The organism is Secundilactobacillus odoratitofui DSM 19909 = JCM 15043, from assembly GCF_001434895.1.
Taxonomy (GTDB): Bacteria; Bacillota; Bacilli; order Lactobacillales; family Lactobacillaceae; genus Secundilactobacillus; species Secundilactobacillus odoratitofui.
This window is the reverse complement of record NZ_AZEE01000029.1, coordinates 401,339-418,866: the sequence shown is the minus strand read 5'-3', so window position 1 is coordinate 418,866 and position 17,528 is coordinate 401,339. Positions and strand designations below refer to the sequence as shown.

The window sequence follows — 17,528 nt, the reverse complement described above, 5'->3', positions numbered from 1 at the left end:
AACTAAAATTGAATCAAATGTTTCACATGAAACAGATTGCCTTACAGTTGATATCAGTCAAACGCGCATACATCATTTATCGGGGGAACTTAAAAAAGTCAAACTTTTTTCGGTGATAAGCTACGTATGCGATTACTGTTCCAAAAACAACTCAGTTATTTCATCAACTAACTGAGATTGTTCAACCTGGCGTATTTGTCGCTGATAGGCATAAGCATCACTTTTTAACATTGCTAATAACATGTCGGCACGAAATTGACAGGTTTGAGTTGTAAGTTTTGGCGTCGCGGCATGTAAGATTTGAGCAAATACAGCACAGACAGCTTGATAGAGATCACTTGCGTAGAAGTAACTGCCACTCGTTGACTCAGTACCCGCATCGACATTAATTAATAATTCACGATTAACTTCACGAAATTCCAGATATCGTGATAGGGTGGTTCGAAATTGAATTTGCGGAGAATCTGCAGTGCGTTCAAGATAGTGCTGACTTTCACCGATAAAGGTTGCTAGGTCATCATAAACCAACGCCATGCATAGCTCAGACTTGTTGGTATAGTGACGGTATAGCGTTCCAGCACCAATTCCTAACGTTTTGGCAATTTGGTTCATACTCACCTCGGCAACGCCTTGGTTGTTGAACAGCTGCTTGGCACAATCTAAAATTTCGCGTTGATTTTCTTTGGCATCACTTCGCATGACGTGACCTCCTATTTGACAAACGGATAACTCTCCGATTATTATACAACAGTATTCTGTTGGGGGCGATTATTTGTACAATATTTTATTAGGATTACTAATTGGGATTTTCGTAAGCTTGATTGGTGGGGGTGGTGCGTCGCTATATCTGGGTGTGTTGAGTGGTCAGTTAGCCACTAGCACAGCGGTATCCACATCACTGTTCGTTGCTTTACCCGCACTGTTTTTTGGCACGCTGACCCAAATTCACATTCACAATGTGCACTTTAAAGTGGGCAATCAGCTGATTATCGCAGCAATTCCAAGCATTATCGTTGGGACATTTCTGGGTAAATACATTCCCGAAGTGGTCTACACAATCATTATTGGCTTGTTGCTGACGGTGATGGGCGGTATCGTCCTACGCAAGAATTTGCGGCGACACACTGGGATCAGCAAAACGCGGCATCATCGCCCAATTGTTGCTTATTTACTTGGCGCGCTGAGCGGTTTCATGGTCGGATTAGGCGGCTTGAGTGGTGGTGCCACAACGGTTGCTGGTCTATCGATGATGGGCTTGACCACATTTGAAGCTGCGGGAACGACAACTTATGTGCTCTGTGCGATGGCACTTGTTGGGTTTATGAGCCACTTGATGACTAGCACGATTGCTTGGACGGCGGGCATTACGTTAATGATCGGCGCAATTATCGGCTCAATCCTAACACCACTGGTGCTTACCAAAATTGACATTTGTAAGCTCGATCGGCCGCTGGGCATCTTTCTTGGCTTAGTGATCGTTTACTTTGGCGTCAAAATGTTGGTAACGGCATAGCGGAACAAGTTATTTAATTGCTAATCCATTCACTAATATTGTCCGTAAAATTTGAGACATCTCTTCAGGCGTTTGACGCGGCGTCTTTTGAAGCCAATGCTGTAAAACACCGAAAATGGCACTCGTGTAAAAGCGTGCAGTATATTCTGATGTCAATTGGTCCATGTCTGTGGTTGTTTGAAGTTCTGGCAACATTTTTGTTTGGAAGAAGCTCGCCATTTTTTCGCGAATCTGCATTTGTAAGGTTATGGTGTACTGGCAGACCCAGACTCAAAGTACCCATTTCCCAAAGCGGAATTTGAACGTAGCGGTTATGCGGAACGTATTCGAAATTTGAAATAATTGAAAAAGAGTGTGGGACAAAGATCGATTAAGTCTCAGAATAGAAGCAAGAAAATCGTGGATTCCTGATTTGGAGGAATCCACGATTTTCTTGCTTCTATGGCTGGTACTTGAGTTTTTCACACTCATTTTTTTGTCAAATGATCTTTAAAGAACTGTACAAATTTATCAAACGGAATGATCGATAAGTCGTCATAGAAATCGACGTGTTGCCCGTGTGGTAGGACGACTAACTGTTTTGGATTGTTCAGTCGTTCAAACGTTTCATCTGTGAAAGCTTTTGAATGCGCCTCTTCGCTGGTCACCATCATGACGGGGCGTGGTGATATTTCATTGATACGGCGAGTGGCTTCAAAATTCATGAAGCTTAAGTTAGAAACCGCCGTAATGTTACGTAAGGCGTGTGGATGCCAGCCCCGTTTGAAACCATAGAAGCTGAAGAACTCGTGAGTGACTGGATCCAAGCCATCAGGAAATGAAGTGACGGGCTGGTCTGGATAATTTTTAGGCGCTACAGATTGGTCTTCCCACCGCTGACGACTCAATGCTTGAAGCTGTTCAATGCGCGCCTCTCCGGATGCCAGGCCGGCAAGATGAGGGATGTCATATAAAACACTAGTTGCCACGGCTTTGATTCGAGCATCCTGGGCCGCAGCGGCTAACGCAAAACCGCCAGAGGCGCAGATGCCGAGTGCACCAATTTGATTTCGATCAACGTAGTCCAATGATCCTAAATAGTCGACTCCGGCAGAGAAGTCCTCCACGTAGGTATCGGGTGAACCACTATATCTGGGCTGACCACCTGAATAACCATGATAGGCTGGATCAAAGGCAAGTACCACGAAACTAGACTGTGCCAGTTGGTTAGCATAAACGCCGGGGCTTTGTTCTTTCACTCCACCAAAGGGCGGTCCGACGACTAGCGCCTGGTGTTTCACAGTTAGGTCCAAATCTTTAGCAAAATACAAATCAGCGGCAATTTCTACACCATAACGCGTTCGATAGTAGACATGTTCACGGTGTACCTGTGGATTCAAATCAAAAATATAGTATTCATCTTCTGGCTGGACTCTGGTAGCTTGCATTGTATCAGTTGTCATGGTTATCACTCCAATCTGGTAATCTCTCATGTTGATTTAGTATAGCGTGTAATGAACGTTATGTGAAATACCAATAATGGATACCGTGCTATAACTAAGGAGTATCGATTATTTGAATTAGGCTTTTTTGCTATTTTCTGCCAGGTAACGCGCCAGTTTGTGGTCAATCACTTTTAACTGTTCCTACTTATCAGCAATCGCCGCCACGACGCGTTCACGTTGTTGCCGCATCAGTTCTATTCGCTTGGGTAAGCTACTATTACCTTCACGGACTAAGGCAGTGTAGTACTGTAATTCAACGATTGACATGCCAGCGGCGCGTAAGTAGTGTAAGTTAATCATCCAACGTAGATCTACATCATCGAAGACGCGTTGGTGAGTACGATATGTTTTTTAGCAATTTAACTGTCTTTTTGTAGCAACGACCTTAATGAGTCGTCGTTTTTGATTGGTCTGTTTTATCGTTCGTTAAAGCAGCCATTAAAACGGCTGTACCAACCACACGTAATGATGTATATTAAACTTAAAATCCGAGGGGAGTGTTTCATGTGGAACAAATCGAAAAAGTGACTCAAGCATTGGATAACATGGCCATCGATTATCAACTCGTGCATCACGGTGTTGCTCATACAACCGAAGAAGCGGACGCGTTCATTGAGGGTATTGAAGGCGTTCGAACGAAGACGATGTTTTTAACTAATAAGAAAAAGACGGCGTATTACTTACTCATTATGGACGATAGTAAGCGAATGGACTTCCATCTATTCGAAGAACTAACTGGCGCTAAGCGGGTAAAAATGGCTTCTGATGAACTGCTGAAGGACAAGCTCGGCTTACAACCAGGTATCGTATCTATTTTTGGGCTGTTAAATAACGCTGATCATGATGTTCAAGTCTACTTCGATGAAGCCATTATGGGTGAGGCACGTATGAGCTTCCATCCAAATGACAACACAGCCACGATTTTTGTGGGGACTGAAGACTTGCAAACTTTCTTGAAGAACATTGGGTATCAATATGAGATTTTGGATTTAGAAGACTAGTAAACCAAAACTGAAGTTACCAATACTAGTGTCAATTATTGAAGCAGGCGCATAAACGAATATTCACGACGGTTTCCAATCGTAAGCAAGCGTTTGTTGCAGCAGTCGAACCTGAGACTATGATCGATTATCGACATGAAGACATCGATACCCGTGTTGATTTGTCGATATCTCAAGTACGGACAGGAACTGATTTATCGACCGGGCTTGAACAACTGGCGGCCAATCAGGTTGTTGGTAAGCTGGTGGTGACGATTAAATGATACAGTTGTTATCTTTGATGGTAAAAATAAGTTTCTGATATAATAAAGTGAATCTGGTATTTTAAACCGGAATAGAAAGGAAGACAGTTTATGTTGAACATTGTATTTGGCGTTGTTAGTCGCTGGAGGACTAGAAACGCATAGTCCTCTCGTCAATACGAGGACAAAACATTGAAACTATCTGAATATGGTATTACTAATCAAACTGCAACTACTGGTTTAACTTTAGCGCGTGTTACTGCGCTTAGTCACCAGCAATACACCTTAGTCTGTGACGCTGGGCAATTTTTTGCCCAAGTTACTGGTCGAATCGTTAATATGGCAATGGACGCAACCGATTTTCCGACGGTTGGTGACTGGGTACAGGTACGATTGCCACAGAATGCTCAGGACCTTGCAACAATCGAACGGATCTGTAATCGGCAAAGTGTGTTCTTACGAAAAGTGGCGGGGCGTCGCTTCAACGCACAGCTCGTTGCTGCTAACGTCGACTGGGTACTATCGTGTATGGCGTTAGATGCTAACTTTAATTTGAGACGACTTGAGCGCTATCTTGCAGTTGCTAATGCTTCAGGAGCTCAACCTGCAGTGGTGTTGACCAAGGCAGATACCACTAGTACGCTTATCAACCAAGTTGAGGCAGTTAAGGCAATCACCGATGCACCGGTAATTGTGTGCGACACGTCGGCAGCAGGAATTGATACCTTGGCGACTTTCATAATGCCAGGGATGACATACGCATTCCTTGGTTCTTCTGGGGTAGGTAAGACAACATTGATCAATCGGTTATTAGGTACACAGGCGTATGCAACTAATGCTGTACGCATCAGTGACAATCATGGTCGCCATACGACTACGGCACGACAGCTATTGCGGTTACCTAGTGGTGGTATTGTGATTGATACACCGGGTATGCGCGAACTTGGTCTGCTGGAAGCCGACGTGACAACTACCTTTAGTGACATTCAAGCGTTAGCCGTAGGTTGTCGATTTAAGGATTGTACTCATACTAATGAGCCGGGGTGTGCGGTGCAAGCCGCAGTAGGTGACGGTGAGTTAAATGCTGACAGGTTAACAAGCTATCAGCAGCTGATAGCTGAGCAGGCCACTAACAATCAGTTACGTGGTAAAGCCCGCGAGAACGAAAAAATCAACCGGATGTTTGGTAGTAAAAAGTTAATGAAACAAAAAATGAAAGCTGCGCGACATAAGCGCGGGTAAGCAGAGTAGCATTTACCACCGTCTGGGAATCTGTCTGTACATGATAAGTGCTAGCGTGTTTCAATTTAAATGGTGATACATCATAATAAAAAACCAGTATCTGACAATATCGTCAAATGCTGGTTTTTCAGGTTAAAACAAGTTAGTCCTTAATTTGTAGGGCTGCATCTAAAGGCTCACGTTTCGTTTGCAGTTGATTCATTTTAGCATCCGTTGCATAGCCTAAGCCGATACCCAATAAAATCGCTTCGTCTTCTGGAATATCGAAATATTGACGGACGATATCAGGGTAACGGGCAAAAGAATATGCTGGTAAAGAATTGACGCCATGCGCTTCAGCTGCCAGCAAAATGCCATAGCCAAAAGCACCGGTATCATATGCGCTATAATTGGTTGAATTTTTAGGAATCGTAATATATAAAATGGCTGGCGCATTGTATAGTTTCTGGCCCGCACTGCGGAACGACTGGACATCATCACCCATGTACGCAGCCATACCGTGCTGCCAGTACGTAATGTTTTGTTGTGGCTTGTCAGCCCACGCTTGTGGTGGTGTTACCTCGGCCCAACTCTTGTGCCCTTGGCTGATAGCTTCGGCATTTGCTTCACGTAATTTTCTCGCGGTCTCGCCTACCGCTACATATACTTTCCATGGCTGGGCATTTTCCCACGATGGTGCGTGTTGCGCTTCGGCAATGATCTCTTTTATGAGTTCGGTATCCACTGGTTTGTCACTGAAGTTTCTGACCGAGTGCCGTGTTAATTGACTGCTTTCATCTGCCATGTGTATTGATCCCCCTTTTCAATTGTATATTGTTAAAAAACAAAAATTAAACCCTGTAATTTTTGTTATACCCTTAACTTTAAATTTAATCAATTGAACGATCTTGGTAAACACAAAATCAGCATCTGGCAGATTTGTCAGATGCTGATTTTTGTCGTTATAAAGTTGATGCTAGCGTGGCTGATTACTTAGTGCTCAAAAAGATTCATAATTAACGTTTCAATGTTTTAATCACAAGCTCGATAGACTGATTAATTGTCGCTTCGTCAACCACTGTGTTCGCCGTTTGCAAAACTAACTGTGGAACGGTTGCAATACTGGCTACAATTACCTCTGGTGCATCAATAAAGTCAGGAGAATCGGTAATTCGTTGATACAATTTTGCTAACGGACCAGCCGTTGTTTGGCCATATGCGCGAGCAGCATCGTCCAATAGTTCCTGATTCGTCCATAGGGTAGAAACAAAGTGGGATTCTTTAGGATGTTGTTGGGTTTGGGTGATTGAATAACGTAACATTGCCCGGACTTGAGATTCTACGTCATCACCGGCTGCAGCAATGACACCAGCAAGGCCCTTATGGAGATCGTCTTTAACTTCTTCGTATAAGCGACTCAACAGATCGGTTTTGTCTTGGTAGTAGAGGTAGATGGTTGCGGGACTGACGCCAGCGCGTTTGGCGACTTTGGCAGTGGTTAGGTTGGTAAAACCATCCGCTTCGCATAGCGCAATGACGGCATCCTTAATGGCTTTGATTTTATTTTCGTCTTTTGTTCTCATAGGCTAACCTTAACTGATTAATCAGTTTTCGTCAATCCAGGGTTGGATTTTTGACATACAGTAGTTCCAGAGTTGCAGTTCTTTGGCAGGGGAGTATTCACGGGTCGCGGGCTGAATTTGCCGTTTTTTGTTGTCAAAGAATTTACCGTTAACGCCTTTTACTGCGTCATCAGAAGCTAGATAGACATTGGTAACAGCGCCTTGCTCTGGTGTAGCAATATGGAACGTTTTTCCGATTCCGATAGCAACTTTATAGACCAGGTTGACCCAAAAACCGTTGTCACTGTCTTGACCAAAGTTGGTCGTTGCTGATCCTGGATGCGACACGTTAACTGTCACATTGGTGATGCCGGCCTGTTGCAATTGCGCAGCGAGGTGCTGGGTGTTCCAAATGACAAATAGCTTGCTGATGCCGTAACGGGTTTGACCTGAGTCAACGTGTTCCAAGTTAAGGTCGTGCATGTCCGGCCGGGCTAATCGGTGAGTGCCAGAGGACATGTTGATAATGCGGCCATCTTTTGATTTGCGTAACTGAGGTAATAATAATTCAGCGAGTAAGAGTGGCGCCATAACGTTTAAGGCCATCGTACCCTCGATACCATCAACCGTTTCGAAACGCTTGGCATCAAGGACTGCGCCAGCATTGTTGATCAAGACATCAAGATGATCAAACCGAGTGTTAAATTCGGTGACCATGTCTTTGATTGCTTGCATTGAAAACAAATCGGCAATGAGATAACTGACGTTTTGATTGCCAGTCGCTGCTTTGATTTCGGTAACCACCCGCTGGGCTTTTTGTTCATTGCGACCATGGATGATAACTTGATTGCCCTGGGCTGCGAGTTCTTGAGCAGTGACTTTGCCGATACCATCAGTTGCACCGGTGATTAACATAATTTTGGACATAAATTTACTCCTTATTTGTGAGTTGGGGAATGTTGATTGATTAAATTGGGTGATCTAACAGAACTAGGGAAGTGTTGTTAGATGATGGGGTGTTGTTGCGTTAAGGTCCAACGTTGATCAGCGTCATCGCTGGCTGGTTGTAGGATCAATCGATCGTCAACGGTACTTGAGGTGCTGGTGATATACAGGTCACTACCAGCAAGTTGGATGGTGTAGGTACCATCATCTTGTCGATTAAATTGCCAGTGTTGTTGCTTGTCGCCACCAATCGGGCGTTGTGCTAATCGGGCACCGGCAACGGGTTCATCGACCGGCGCAAATGATTTTTGAGTATAGAGATCCTTAAGCAGGTAGGTTTCCTCGTCAATTTTAATCATCTGCCAAGTGGTGCACTCCCAGTTTTGCGGCGTGTATTGAATGATTGGGACGCCATCAGCGATTCCAGCATCTTTTGGCCGAATAACTAGCCCAGATTTCACGTTTTTAATCATGTAAGCATTCGGCGTTTCAACTTTACGGTGATAATTTTTGATGAGTCGGTGGCCAAAGACGGCTGCCAATCCGGCGACCACAATGGCGTCGGCGATTAAGACGGTACTTGCGTGCATATGATTTTCTCCAATAACTGATTAGTTAGTCACTTAAAAATTAAAATAAATGGCGAGTTAAAACTCACCGAATTAAGTAAAAATGTTAAGTAATTTTGTCGGTGAATCTATAATAACTAATTAGTCAGTTAAAAACAACTATTTTTAATTTTTTGTTTTAAAAGTGGGTTCAATCTTAGCTATAATCTTAAAAAGGCCATGCACACTAGAGCGCATGAACCTCCTTAAATTACTGTCAGACTACCTGATCAAAGTGGTTTTTGCCGCATCGTCAAAGTACGCTAACAACTTTATTATCAAACGAAACTCAATCGTCATTCCGCTTGTGCCATTCCTGTATTTGAGCCAGACGATCTTTGAACCGGGTCTCATGTCCCTGGTTGGTTGGCAGATAATATTCGTGACCTTCAAGCGACGGTGGCATGGTTTTCATGGTGGTGAGCTTATCTGCTGCATTGTGGGCCAACTCGTATCCCTTACCATACCCCAAATCTTTCATCAATTTAGTGGGTGCGTTTCGAATTTGGAGTGGTACCGGCTCATTGGCGGTTTGCTTAACGTCTTTGGCCGCAGCAAGTCGGGCTTTGTAAATCGCATTTGATTTTGGCGCTAACGATAAATAGGTGACAGCCTCAACAAGATGAACATCGCATTCAGGCATACCAAGAAACTGGCATGCTTGAAAGACGTTGATGGTTAAGTTGAGCGCGTTGGTGTCGGCTAAACCGATGTCCTCACTGGCAAATCGAACTAAACGCCTTGCAATGTAAAGCGGATCTTCGCCACCTTCAAGCATGCGCGAGAGCCAGTAAATTGCAGCATCGACATCGCTGTTACGCATGGATTTATGAAGCGCCGAAATGATGTTGTAATGCTCTTCACCATTTTTATCGTAAAGCACCGATTTCCTGGTGATCAGTTGAGACAGATCGGCCATGTTGACGACGGTTTTATCGTTTTGTTTATCCCCATTGAGGATGGCCATTTCTAGCGTATTTAATGCTTTTCTAGCGTCGCCATCTGCGAATTTGGCAATTGCTGTAATTTCTTCTTGCCCGATGGTGATTGATTGCTTGCCAAAGCCGTCGGGATTCGTTAACGCATTTTGTAGGAGGGTACTAATGTCATTCGGCGTTAACTCTTGTAAAACAAAGACCTTACACCGTGACAGTAGCGCTGAGTTAACCTCAAAAGAGGGGTTTTCGGTCGTTGCGCCGATTAGAATGATGCTGCCATTTTCAACGTACGGTAAGAAGGCGTCTTGTTGTGCCTTGTTGAAACGATGAATTTCATCGACAAAGACCATGGTGGTTTGGCCAATTTCTCGTTCAAGGGCGGCGTCTTTCATGATTTTTTTAATTTTACTGATGCTGCTATCTACCGCACTGAAACTTAGGAATTTTGAATTGGTTGATTTAGCGATGATTCGGGCTAACGTGGTTTTACCAACGCCAGGTGGTCCCCAAAAAATCATTGAAGAGATTTGATCGTTTTCAATGAGTTCACGTAAAATCTTTCCGGGGCCTAATAAGTGTTGCTGGCCAACAAATTGATCCAAAGTCTGCGGCCGCACCCGGTTGGCCAACGGCATGTTGTCGGCTGAACCGGAAAACAGTGATTCTTGTTTCAATCTGATTGCCTTCTTTCGTGGTTTGCCGCTAATTATAACTTATTTAGTGTTGGTGGCTCAAACTCATAAAAAAAGCAACAAGCATCTACCTCGCTAAAATACAAGGTAGGTGCTTGTTGCAGTAGGTTGCGGGTTATTTTGCGTGAATTTGGATAGCGCTATTACTCATCGGCACCAAAATTATGCAATGCCTTAAGGTCAGCGTGCAATCGTTTCATATAAGGCTTGGCTTTTAGTACCTCACGCTTACTCAAACGAAAGTCCACCTTAGCCGTTAAATACTGACAAATCGGTGACTTGAATGCCATCCAGTAGTTAAAAGCAATCCAAATCACTGCCAGTACTAAATCTAACCAATTGAACTGACCTTGCGGAAGCGTATGCAGCAGATACCAGATTGAAACCGGCATCAAGCCAACTAACGCAGAAACCAGACCGGGATTATACCAACTCCGCAGACCGATGTTAAAGACCACTACGTGCATCAAAACTTCAGCAAAGGCAAAGATCACCGCTGCTAAAGCTAGCCAGTGATACTGAGGTAAAAACAACGGGACGGTGTAGACCGAGAGTGCGAACCATTCGTTACCCCACCATGCACTCAGCATATTGAGGGGCCATTTACCGACGTCGGAATCAACCTGCCCATTCTCCACTTTGAGGCCGCCCCAGACAAAGCCGCCAGGAAAGCCGAACTCTTCAAAGAAGTGAATGTGTAGTAGACAAAGGCTTAATAGCAAGATTCGTTGTTCAAATGACCACGTACCAAGTGCTAATAACATTGCGATTCCCGCCGCAATATAAATGGCGAGTTCATACCAGTGAGCAACAATTTTCTTCATAAGTTTTCCCCCCTATCTTTTAAGTCGTGCCCAGTGCGTCACTTGTTCAAACCGGTGAACCTGCCAAGTGTCAATGGGGTATTGGGTACGACGATCTTTCAATCCTTGTACCGGCAATAGAATCGTTAACCCGATGCAGATAACTAGCATGCATACTGAGGCTATCCAACCACCGAGGCTTAATAGGTTATTACCCATAACATAAGCGATGTCGTGCCAACCTAACGGCAAGAATAGGAGTAAGGTAGTTGCCATGCCAGGGTTATACCACGTCTTCAATTTGATGTTCATTTCGAAGCAGTGGCCAAGAATCTGAAATAGGCTAAATAGCATAACGCCCATGCCAAACCAAACAATCTGGGGAATCACGATTGCAATGACGTAGATGACCCACGCACTGAGATTCACCAACATGATTGACAATTCGTTACCAGGATAGCGATCTGGTTGCTCGGTTTCATCGTAAACAACTCGGTTGATGACCATCGGTGCGCCACCCGGTAACTGATATTCTTCAAACTGGTGTGCTAACAACGCTAACAGGTTTAAAATCATCATCAATTGTAATGGGGCGAACTGCGGGCGGGCAATTAAAAGCCAGCCGCCAATCAGTATCAATCCTAATCCGCCATATTGATACCAGTGCTTTCGTAAATGATCCATTTATCTATCCTCCATGTCTCACTTGTGACATTTAATAACTCGTATTATACTGACACCAGCGCTAAATACCAGTCATCTCAAGCGATGTGGCACATAGGAGGAGTAATTGTGACAGATAAACAGCCAGTACGAATTCAACAAGTCAACCAGTCCCGTGAATGGTTTCAAGAAGCGCTGGGGCAGCTTCTTCAACAGGCCCCGTACCAGCAAATCACCGTCAGTGCTTTAGCAACGCGAGCGGGGCTATCCCGGCGGACGTTTTACCGACACTATGAAACAATCGATCAGGTGTTGACCCAGTTGATTGCTACAGAGGTCGCGCAATTATTTACGACGATTAATGACGCAAAACCCCGCCACTTTCAGGAACTGGTATACGTATACTTTGACTATTGGCAAGCTCACGTGAATTTTTTGCGGAGCCTAAAAGATAATCAGCTGTTACCGCAACTACTAACAGCACTGACAGAAGCGACGACTGATAGTTTGTTGGCGCGCTTATTTCCGCAGTCTGAGCCTTACATCTATGCGTTTGCTGCTGGCGGTATTTGGAACATGATGGTTGCTTGGTTACAGACTGGTGCGGTGGATACGCCTGATGTAATGGCGCAAAAGGCGTTGTTGGTGGCGAAGCATTTGGTGGCGATTATGTAGGGTGGACAATGATGTCGATCTTTAAGCGGGTTATTAAAGAAACCGAAATCGATTGCAATAATTGATTAGCAGCAGTGGTTGCTGTCCCATAAGTTTAATTTTAAAATCATCAAATAACGAATTGGAGGCTTCATCATGACAGCAAAGTTAGATGCGCTTCAGGGCTTAGCACAGACGTGGTTCAAGACCGCTTAGCAGGGGATTATTCAAGCTGAACTTGATCGAAAGCGCGGCTATGGGAAACTAGCCGATGTTTTAGAGGGTGAAGCCAAAGAGGACTTTGAGGACGCCCAAACGATTGTTAAACGGTTGGTTGAACTGGGTTACACCCCACAACCAGCGGCAGATGCGTTACCAATCTACACCGACATTAAAGAGCAACTTGAATCAACGTATCAGGGTTTTATCGGTGAAAACGAAGGTGCTTTGGATCGCTTAGCGGCGCTATTTGACGATGATTATACGACACGCAAGATGATTCAAACCTTTATCGTTGAAGAAGCGGGGCATAAGCTGTGGCTTGAGAAGCACCTTGGGTTGATCAAGGATATTGGAATGGAAAACTATCTGATTGAGCAGATCGGGCAGGTTAATGACTAACCGGCGTTTGGAAAATGAGTTTTAGTAATGTGGAAGATCTCCTTGATGGGGGTCTTTTTTATTGTTGGCAGTCAATGTTAACGATGAGGATCATTTTGACGCTACTGCGTTGATTACAGTTGCTCTGATGGGCCTTCGCCCTAATGACGTGTCTAAAGAATACGGTTAAGCCCAACGCCCTAATTTTTTGCGTAACTTTTCCCGTACTTCTTCAGGCAACCGAACCGCATCCACGCCATCACCAAGAAACAGCACCCAATCCGCATACATCTTCACGGCATCCGGATTTGCAACGTTAACCGTATCCTGCAATCTTGCCCGTTGCTGATACGGATCTAAAAACTGTAGCCTGCGACCAGGCTGGTGCCACCGGCGGAAGCGTTGAATGGCGGTGGTATCTAATGTGAGATCAACGTTGGGCGCAACGTCTCGTGTCCATTCGGCAATTGTCTGCTTCGTCAGAGGTTCGGCATCGTTATCCGCCGCAGGTTGGGTAATGTGGTCGACTCGAAACAACCGCTTGGCATGACGGTCACGGTCTAAGCCTTCTAAATACCAGCGCGCCTGCCGTTGATAAATGTGTAGTAGGTAAACGTGACGGGTGGTGACAGTGCTGTCTGGTTTTGTGTAGGTGAAAGTTAAGTTTGGCGTGGTTGTGGCAAGTCCAATCAATGGCGCCAACTGATCCGGCGCGTGGTCAGTCAGTTCCAGTAGGTCGGGATCGTCAGGGTTGGTATTTTCAAACACCAGAATCTGCCGAAGCGCCAGAAGCTGCGCGCGTTGAGCTGGACTGGCTTGGCTGAGAAGTTTTTCGACGATGGCCTGGCGACTTTTCAGGAAGGGCAGTTGGGTGTTGGTGGATGCCTGCATGGCCGTGAAGAGGGCGGCCAACTCGGATTGATTGAATTGAACTTGGACCAGCGTTTGGTTGCGGAGTACGGCGTAACCGCCACCGTGACCTGGTTGGCTGGTGAGTGGTAACCCTAAAGTTTCAATTTCTTGTAGGTCACGAATTGCTGTGGCGCGTGAGATGTCAAATTCGGCCTGTAAATCAGCAATCGTAAAGCGTTCACGATTATTAATGAAGCGCATTTCGGTTTGGATGCGTAAACTTTTTTTCATGATTTCTCCCAAAGGTCTCAAGTAATGATACGTTTGCGACTTATGATATCACTATCAACTAAAAGGAGCTAACGAATATGACTTTTTCAATCCAACACAAAACTGCATTTAACCTCATCGGCTTTGGCCGCACCGTTCAATATGGGGCGGGTGATGACAAATTCACACAAATCGTTCGCCAAAAAGCGGAGTTGTGGGCAGACGCCGAGGCTGACGGCCGTTTAAAACAACTGACCGACCTTGCGCCAGAGTCTAACTTATTTGCTATCAACGAAGCTTATCAAGACGAAATGTGGTACTACGCTGGCGTGAAATCGGACGCTGAAGCACCAGCTGGCGCACGGAGCATTGCCTTTCCAGATGCGCAGTACTTGGTGGTTACTGGAACAGCGGCAACGCCAGGTGAATTATTTGGTCGACTGGAAGGAGAGGCGTTTGGTCAAGTGTTACCAAGTAATGACGAATACGCCTATGTTGGTGGACCGAATGCCTCAGTTGAATTGGGTACGGATGCGGATGGCGTGCATGGTGAGTTATGGATTCCGGTGCAGGCGAAGTAAACCATTACCATGCGTTTGATGTTTCATGTGAAACAACGATATTGTACCTTGATAAAATTTATTTTGAGTAAAAACACAAATAATGACTAATCAGCGTAATTTATCATGGTTGGTCATTTTGTGTTTCTAAAAATTTAGATGAGTATCACTCACGTCACATTCTTTGGTGTTAATAGTATGCGTTATATAGTCCAAATTGCCACTGCTCAGGAATGATTTCATAACCTCCGATAAGGTAAACAAAGAAAGAGAATAATGGCGTGGATTTACAACACAATAAAGATTTAATTAAATGAGAGGGTGATGATCATCACAATCAATATATCTCAAGAAATGCGTGATTTATTATTGGCGATGAATTTAGGCCATAGCACTAGTCACCCTTTAGCAGGGTGGTACGTTTTAACCATGCTTTATCAAGATGGTACGACTAGTACTGAGCCGATGACAGCGAATCGATTACTACAACTTTATAATCAAAGTTATCGAGAATTAGAAGTTGGGGAATCGCTGATGCCACCAGCAACGATGAGTAGTCTGTTGAAGCTACTTACTGAGCAGGCTCGATTGATTAACGTCTCAAATAGAAAGGTTCGTGAACGGTGGATAAGTGGTAAATTACGGAATAAAGAAACAGCGGTTTACCGCATCTCGAGTCGTGGTATCGAGTACGTTAAGATGATGCATCGGGTAATTGAAGCAGAAAACACGGTAGTAGCTAATACTGCACGAATCGGTGAGTACTGTCAGTTGGTAGTTAAACTCTCTCAAAGGTTGTTGGATACCAGTACCACTAGCTTATATAACGACTTTGATCGCATGGTAGTGACATATGATGATGTGATGAAAGGTATGCGTAAACTGGATGTCGATCTTCATGACCTGGCAATAGACTTAGCCTTTAACCATGGTAGTGAAGCAGCTCAACATTTAAGACAGATGCTGAATGAAATAGCAATTCCAGCCTATCAACAAATGTTACAGCAAGCTGCTCGAATCCAAGCCTTGGCTGATAACTCAGAGTTCGCAGTCGCGGTTGCACGGAGTCGCCAAGGAAACGGAAATATTGATACAGCTCAGGCAATTCAAGATACCAGTGCAATGACAACGCAACGGCATAAGACGCAACAATATGTTCGACGTCAGTTGCGACGACTTGCAGGTAGCTTTGACCCAAGTACAAGTGGCGTCCAAAATAGCTTTGATTCAATTTTCTTGGTTTTCCAAACTTTAATGGATGCAATTCGGTTATTGAGTCGTGAAATGGAGCAGTATCAGCGACAATCAGTTGATTTGGGCGCGCTAACGCATCAGTTAGACGCTTTAATGAGTCGGTATCAACGACTAAAGATACCAGTGGCATTACCGCAGCATTTACCAATGGATCGGCATCAACAAGATGTATTGATTGAGATTGAGAATCGAGAACTGACGACTGAAGAACGAACCGCTAAGTTAGACCAGCTAGCGGAAACCGAGCGTCAGGATTTATTGACAGCAGGGGCAATGCTACCGATTAACCGTCAAATTGAGGACAACGTAAAAATGGCAGTGACCGAGGCGGATAATCCGCCAGAAGCGGTGGACGATGCGTATATCGACGAAACTAAAGCTGCCCTATCGGAACTGGTTAACTTAGTGATGCAAGATGAACACACGCTTGTACTGGACCGTGATCTGAAGTTTCAAACAGTCGGCGCATGAGATGCACTGGTAGCGCTGTTACCGGCTACCTATTATGCCACACCAGCGGGGTTTAACGTTTTTGGGCGTGCTGTTTCGACAATCACGCGTTTGAATGGTGGTCACCCCATTCAATTAAGTGTTGTTGAGGAAAATTTTCATGTGACGTTACCTTTTGGATTCCAAGCTATTTTGGTATAAGGAGGATCAGTAAATGGCAACTTTATATCAGACTGAACGAACGATTATTAACGAGTTAATTGATTCCGGTGTTTTTACGAGCACAATTACCTCTGAAACAAAACGAGGACAAAAATTAGCGGTTTATGCACTTCAAAAACCTGCAACCCAGCAACGAATTAATGCGACTTTTAAGACCATGTTTGGTGAAGCACCGCAAAATTTTCAGGAAAATTTGTTGTTCCTTTCTGGAGCTGAATCACTAACAGCAGTAGAAATTCACGTGTTGCTGGCAACTTGCAAAGCAGTAATCAACGCACCTGAATTGCAGGGCGTAACCGCGGACCGGGTGATTGCCTGTGTCTCCTTGGTGACAACGGTTAATAGTGAAGTTACCGAAATTGATGAACGCAAGGTTCGCAAACTTATTACCAAATTATTTGTAGACCGGTTTAAGTTGTTCACCGTAGATCGACCTGTCGAATCAGAAGAAGAGACTGTCTCGGAGGTGGAGGAATATTGGGATGTGGTACCGGACTTCACTAATTTTGTTGAGTGCCTGGTGGGATGGTTACGTGCTGATCGAACCAAGCAAGACCTTACAGATATTCAACGAGTTAATCGACATCTGTTACAGCACCGGTATTTAGATGCCAAGCAATTTCCAGACCTGTGGGTTACTCTCACTCAAAATAAGATTGCAATTGAAAGTCAGTGGCGAGAGCTACAACGTTTTTATTTAGAGTGTGGTGATCAATATGCGTTACTACTTGACGATTTTCGCAAACCAAGTGAGTCACGACAGTTTTACGCTGCCATTCGAGTGGCACAATCATTGGGATCAGGCCTTCCAATAGCTAAATACCATCATCGGATTAAAACGGTTTGGCAACAACTGTATCCTGACGCAACGTTTAATTTGTCGCTGGTGAAAAAAACAATTACCGATGCCGCGTTGGCCACGGAAGTGAATGGCTATGTGGTGGCGACACCGCTTGCTAAGCGGTACGTAATTCCAACTAAGAAGGAGAATTAG

The 17,528-nt window shown here is 44.5% G+C and carries 21 protein-coding genes; 9 read left to right on the top strand and 12 right to left on the bottom strand.

Annotated features, from left to right (window positions below):
• Positions 1 to 132: 132 nt before the first annotated feature.
• A complete protein-coding gene (locus FD04_RS09980; RefSeq protein ID WP_054701601.1) occupies positions 133 to 699 on the bottom strand; it encodes a TetR/AcrR family transcriptional regulator in 567 nt (188 codons plus the stop codon).
• A 73-nt stretch (positions 700 to 772) separates the two neighbouring features.
• Between FD04_RS09980 and FD04_RS09975 the strand changes: the two genes are divergently transcribed.
• Positions 773 to 1,513, top strand: a complete 741-nt coding sequence (locus tag FD04_RS09975) for a sulfite exporter TauE/SafE family protein (protein WP_082603208.1) — start codon at positions 773 to 775, stop codon at positions 1,511 to 1,513.
• Between the two features lie 9 nt (positions 1,514 to 1,522).
• Here the strand turns inward: FD04_RS09975 and FD04_RS09970 are convergent, their stop codons facing one another.
• The 3 genes from FD04_RS09970 to FD04_RS12495 form a co-directional block, all read right to left on the bottom strand.
• On the bottom strand, positions 1,523 to 1,750 hold the full coding sequence (locus FD04_RS09970; protein ID WP_082603207.1) for a TetR-like C-terminal domain-containing protein: 228 nt from the start codon (positions 1,748 to 1,750) through the stop codon (positions 1,523 to 1,525).
• 230 nt (positions 1,751 to 1,980) lie between these two features.
• Entirely contained in the window at positions 1,981 to 2,955 is a 975-nt protein-coding gene (locus tag FD04_RS09965; protein WP_082603206.1) for an alpha/beta hydrolase, read from the bottom strand.
• Between the two features lie 183 nt (positions 2,956 to 3,138).
• Positions 3,139 to 3,297, bottom strand: coding sequence for a MerR family transcriptional regulator (locus FD04_RS12495; RefSeq protein WP_156660445.1), 159 nt, complete (start codon positions 3,295 to 3,297; stop codon positions 3,139 to 3,141).
• A gap of 206 nt (positions 3,298 to 3,503) precedes the next feature.
• On the opposite strand from FD04_RS12495, the gene FD04_RS09960 reads away from it, so the two are divergent.
• From FD04_RS09960 to rsgA, 3 genes are all read left to right on the top strand, one after another.
• Positions 3,504 to 3,998, top strand: a complete 495-nt coding sequence (locus tag FD04_RS09960) for a prolyl-tRNA synthetase associated domain-containing protein (RefSeq protein WP_054701606.1) — start codon at positions 3,504 to 3,506, stop codon at positions 3,996 to 3,998.
• A gap of 119 nt (positions 3,999 to 4,117) precedes the next feature.
• Positions 4,118 to 4,261, top strand: a complete 144-nt coding sequence (locus tag FD04_RS12490; RefSeq protein WP_156660444.1) for a hypothetical protein — start codon at positions 4,118 to 4,120, stop codon at positions 4,259 to 4,261.
• A gap of 171 nt (positions 4,262 to 4,432) precedes the next feature.
• On the top strand, positions 4,433 to 5,482 hold the full coding sequence (gene rsgA, locus FD04_RS09950; RefSeq protein ID WP_056948600.1) for a ribosome small subunit-dependent GTPase A: 1,050 nt from the start codon (positions 4,433 to 4,435) through the stop codon (positions 5,480 to 5,482).
• A gap of 142 nt (positions 5,483 to 5,624) precedes the next feature.
• Here rsgA and FD04_RS09945 read toward each other — a convergent pair whose 3' ends face one another.
• From FD04_RS09945 to FD04_RS09915, 7 genes are all read right to left on the bottom strand, one after another.
• A complete protein-coding gene (locus tag FD04_RS09945; protein WP_054701613.1) occupies positions 5,625 to 6,266 on the bottom strand; it encodes a nitroreductase in 642 nt (213 codons plus the stop codon).
• Between the two features lie 211 nt (positions 6,267 to 6,477).
• Positions 6,478 to 7,044 carry a TetR/AcrR family transcriptional regulator gene (locus FD04_RS09940; RefSeq protein WP_054701616.1) on the bottom strand — a complete coding sequence of 189 codons (567 nt, stop codon included), beginning with the start codon at positions 7,042 to 7,044 and terminating at the stop codon, positions 6,478 to 6,480.
• Between the two features lie 21 nt (positions 7,045 to 7,065).
• Positions 7,066 to 7,950, bottom strand: a complete 885-nt coding sequence (locus tag FD04_RS09935) for an SDR family NAD(P)-dependent oxidoreductase (RefSeq protein WP_056948598.1) — start codon at positions 7,948 to 7,950, stop codon at positions 7,066 to 7,068.
• 77 nt (positions 7,951 to 8,027) lie between these two features.
• Positions 8,028 to 8,558, bottom strand: a complete 531-nt coding sequence (locus FD04_RS09930; RefSeq protein WP_054701625.1) for an RICIN domain-containing protein — start codon at positions 8,556 to 8,558, stop codon at positions 8,028 to 8,030.
• A 307-nt stretch (positions 8,559 to 8,865) separates the two neighbouring features.
• On the bottom strand, positions 8,866 to 10,188 hold the full coding sequence (locus FD04_RS09925; RefSeq protein ID WP_056948596.1) for a replication-associated recombination protein A: 1,323 nt from the start codon (positions 10,186 to 10,188) through the stop codon (positions 8,866 to 8,868).
• 161 nt (positions 10,189 to 10,349) lie between these two features.
• The gene (locus FD04_RS09920; protein WP_054701629.1) at positions 10,350 to 11,030 is read right to left on the bottom strand and encodes an HXXEE domain-containing protein; all 681 of its coding nucleotides are present in this window, start codon (positions 11,028 to 11,030) and stop codon (positions 10,350 to 10,352) included.
• A gap of 12 nt (positions 11,031 to 11,042) precedes the next feature.
• Complete coding sequence (locus FD04_RS09915) at positions 11,043 to 11,693, bottom strand: HXXEE domain-containing protein (RefSeq protein WP_054701630.1); 651 nt, start codon at positions 11,691 to 11,693, stop codon at positions 11,043 to 11,045.
• A gap of 108 nt (positions 11,694 to 11,801) precedes the next feature.
• Between FD04_RS09915 and FD04_RS09910 the strand changes: the two genes are divergently transcribed.
• Together FD04_RS09910 and FD04_RS09905 are read left to right on the top strand one after the other, a co-directional pair.
• Positions 11,802 to 12,347: a TetR/AcrR family transcriptional regulator gene (locus tag FD04_RS09910; protein WP_056948594.1), complete on the top strand. Its 546-nt coding sequence runs from the start codon at positions 11,802 to 11,804 to the stop codon at positions 12,345 to 12,347.
• 201 nt (positions 12,348 to 12,548) lie between these two features.
• A complete protein-coding gene (locus FD04_RS09905; RefSeq protein WP_082603204.1) occupies positions 12,549 to 12,947 on the top strand; it encodes a ferritin-like domain-containing protein in 399 nt (132 codons plus the stop codon).
• A gap of 165 nt (positions 12,948 to 13,112) precedes the next feature.
• On the opposite strand, the gene FD04_RS09900 is transcribed toward FD04_RS09905, so the two are convergent.
• Positions 13,113 to 14,069 carry a helix-turn-helix transcriptional regulator gene (locus FD04_RS09900; protein WP_056948592.1) on the bottom strand — a complete coding sequence of 319 codons (957 nt, stop codon included), beginning with the start codon at positions 14,067 to 14,069 and terminating at the stop codon, positions 13,113 to 13,115.
• A 77-nt stretch (positions 14,070 to 14,146) separates the two neighbouring features.
• Between FD04_RS09900 and FD04_RS09895 the strand changes: the two genes are divergently transcribed.
• The 3 genes from FD04_RS09895 to FD04_RS09885 all read left to right on the top strand — a co-directional run bounded on the left by FD04_RS09895 (position 14,147) and on the right by FD04_RS09885 (position 17,528).
• Positions 14,147 to 14,629, top strand: a complete 483-nt coding sequence (locus FD04_RS09895; RefSeq protein WP_056948590.1) for a GyrI-like domain-containing protein — start codon at positions 14,147 to 14,149, stop codon at positions 14,627 to 14,629.
• 333 nt (positions 14,630 to 14,962) lie between these two features.
• The gene (locus FD04_RS09890; protein ID WP_056948588.1) at positions 14,963 to 16,333 is read left to right on the top strand and encodes a hypothetical protein; all 1,371 of its coding nucleotides are present in this window, start codon (positions 14,963 to 14,965) and stop codon (positions 16,331 to 16,333) included.
• A 193-nt stretch (positions 16,334 to 16,526) separates the two neighbouring features.
• Entirely contained in the window at positions 16,527 to 17,528 is a 1,002-nt protein-coding gene (locus FD04_RS09885; protein WP_056948586.1) for a hypothetical protein, read from the top strand.

What these genes read in the sequence shown, in the direction of transcription:
- FD04_RS09965 (WP_082603206.1), bottom strand. Translation starts at nt 2,955, where the DNA reads ATGACAACTGATACAATGCAAGCTACCAGAGTCCAGCCAGAAGATGAA.
- FD04_RS09895 (WP_056948590.1), top strand. Translation starts at nt 14,147, where the DNA reads ATGACTTTTTCAATCCAACACAAAACTGCATTTAACCTCATCGGCTTT.
- FD04_RS09940 (WP_054701616.1), bottom strand. Translation starts at nt 7,044, where the DNA reads ATGAGAACAAAAGACGAAAATAAAATCAAAGCCATTAAGGATGCCGTC.
- FD04_RS09970 (WP_082603207.1), bottom strand. Translation starts at nt 1,750, where the DNA reads ATGCAGATTCGCGAAAAAATGGCGAGCTTCTTCCAAACAAAAATGTTG.
- FD04_RS09930 (WP_054701625.1), bottom strand. Translation starts at nt 8,558, where the DNA reads ATGCACGCAAGTACCGTCTTAATCGCCGACGCCATTGTGGTCGCCGGA.
- FD04_RS09915 (WP_054701630.1), bottom strand. Translation starts at nt 11,693, where the DNA reads ATGGATCATTTACGAAAGCACTGGTATCAATATGGCGGATTAGGATTG.
- FD04_RS09945 (WP_054701613.1), bottom strand. Translation starts at nt 6,266, where the DNA reads ATGGCAGATGAAAGCAGTCAATTAACACGGCACTCGGTCAGAAACTTC.
- FD04_RS09890 (WP_056948588.1), top strand. Translation starts at nt 14,963, where the DNA reads ATGCGTGATTTATTATTGGCGATGAATTTAGGCCATAGCACTAGTCAC.
- FD04_RS09920 (WP_054701629.1), bottom strand. Translation starts at nt 11,030, where the DNA reads ATGAAGAAAATTGTTGCTCACTGGTATGAACTCGCCATTTATATTGCG.
- FD04_RS12490 (WP_156660444.1), top strand. Translation starts at nt 4,118, where the DNA reads ATGATCGATTATCGACATGAAGACATCGATACCCGTGTTGATTTGTCG.
- FD04_RS12495 (WP_156660445.1), bottom strand. Translation starts at nt 3,297, where the DNA reads ATGATTAACTTACACTACTTACGCGCCGCTGGCATGTCAATCGTTGAA.
- FD04_RS09900 (WP_056948592.1), bottom strand. Translation starts at nt 14,069, where the DNA reads ATGAAAAAAAGTTTACGCATCCAAACCGAAATGCGCTTCATTAATAAT.
- FD04_RS09980 (WP_054701601.1), bottom strand. Translation starts at nt 699, where the DNA reads ATGCGAAGTGATGCCAAAGAAAATCAACGCGAAATTTTAGATTGTGCC.
- FD04_RS09885 (WP_056948586.1), top strand. Translation starts at nt 16,527, where the DNA reads ATGGCAACTTTATATCAGACTGAACGAACGATTATTAACGAGTTAATT.
- FD04_RS09935 (WP_056948598.1), bottom strand. Translation starts at nt 7,950, where the DNA reads ATGTCCAAAATTATGTTAATCACCGGTGCAACTGATGGTATCGGCAAA.